The following is a 1487-nucleotide window of genomic DNA, read 5'->3' as shown; positions in this document are numbered from 1 at the left end:
GATCAAGGCCATGCAGTGGCAGATGGATTTCCGCAAACTGAAAAAAGGCGATGAGTTCTCGGTGCTGATGTCTCGCGAAATGCTCGACGGCAAACGTGAGCAAAGCCAACTGCTGGGCGTGCGTTTGCGTTCTGAAGGCAAAGATTATTACGCCATCCGCGCTGAAGACGGTAAGTTCTATGACCGAAATGGTACCGGACTGGCGAAAGGCTTTATGCGTTTCCCAACGGCGAAACAGTTCCGCATCTCCTCGAACTTTAACCCGCGTCGCCTGAACCCGGTGACGGGACGCGTAGCGCCGCATAAAGGTGTCGACTTTGCGATGCCGCAGGGGACGCCAGTGCTATCGGTGGGTGATGGTGAAGTGGTTGTCGCGAAGCGCAGCGGCGCCGCTGGGTACTATGTTGCGGTACGTCATGGTCGCACCTACACTACGCGTTATATGCACCTGCGTAAGCTATTGGTTAAGCCAGGACAAAAAGTGAAACGTGGCGACCGTATCGCGCTGTCAGGCAATACCGGACGTTCAACGGGCCCGCACCTGCATTACGAAGTTTGGATCAACCAGCAGGCTGTTAACCCGCTGACGGCGAAACTGCCGCGTACAGAAGGGTTGACTGGTTCAGATCGCACTGATTACCTGGCACAGGTGAAAGAAGTTGTTCCTCAGCTGCGTTTTGATTAATTAGCACACTGACAGAGCCGGTACGCGATGCGTGCCGGCTTTTTTATTTTGTACGGCACACGGTGCGCCGCTACACTATCAGCAGATTTACTTTTCGCGATACCAGACACTGGAAGAGCATGGAAACGAAAAAAAAGAATATTGAGTATATCCCTGAGTTTCACAAATCATTTCGCCATCCGCGCTACTGGGGCGCCTGGCTTGGCGTGGCGGCGATAGCCGGGATTGCGTTAACGCCAGCATCATTCCGCGATCCTGTTTTGGCAAAGCTCGGACGGCTCGCCGGAAGACTGGGAAAAAGCTCGCGTCGCAGAGCATTGATCAATTTGTCTCTCTGCTTTCCTGAGCGTAGTGAAGCTGAGCGCGAGGCCATTGTCGATGAAATGTTCGCGACCGCGCCTCAGGCGATGGTCATGATGGCGGAACTGGCGATACGCGGCCCGGAGAAAATTCAGAGTCGGGTTGACTGGCAAGGCCTGGATATCATCGAAGAGATGCGTCGCAACGATGAAAAGGTGATTTTTCTCGTTCCTCATGGCTGGGGGGTGGACATCCCGGCGATGTTGATGGCTTCCCAGGGGCAGAAAATGGCGGCGATGTTCCACAACCAGGGAAACCCGGTATTCGATTACGTCTGGAACACGGTGCGCCGTCGTTTCGGTGGCCGCCTGCATGCGCGTAACGATGGTATCAAACCGTTTATTCAGTCTGTACGTCAGGGATATTGGGGATACTATTTGCCGGATCAGGACCATGGTCCTGAACACAGCGAGTTTGTGGACTTTTTTGCGACCTATAAAGC

The 1487-nt window shown here is 54.1% G+C and carries 2 protein-coding genes; both read left to right on the top strand.

Annotation, left to right across the window (positions count from 1 at the left end):
• Nucleotides 1-685 (top strand): murein DD-endopeptidase MepM (mepM, locus tag KQJ18_RS23985; protein ID WP_216422949.1); only part of this gene is annotated, 685 nt, incomplete at its 5' end.
• A 119-nt stretch (nt 686-804) separates the two neighbouring features.
• On the top strand, nt 805-1487 hold a 683-nt coding region (lpxM, locus tag KQJ18_RS23980), incomplete at its 3' end, for a lauroyl-Kdo(2)-lipid IV(A) myristoyltransferase (protein ID WP_216422948.1).

It is taken from the genome of Citrobacter sp. S55_ASV_140, from assembly GCF_018919505.1.
In the GTDB taxonomy this organism is placed as follows: Bacteria; Pseudomonadota; Gammaproteobacteria; order Enterobacterales; family Enterobacteriaceae; genus Citrobacter; species Citrobacter werkmanii.
Note: the sequence above shows the minus strand (reverse complement) of the source record. Positions and strands in the feature narration are given on the sequence as shown.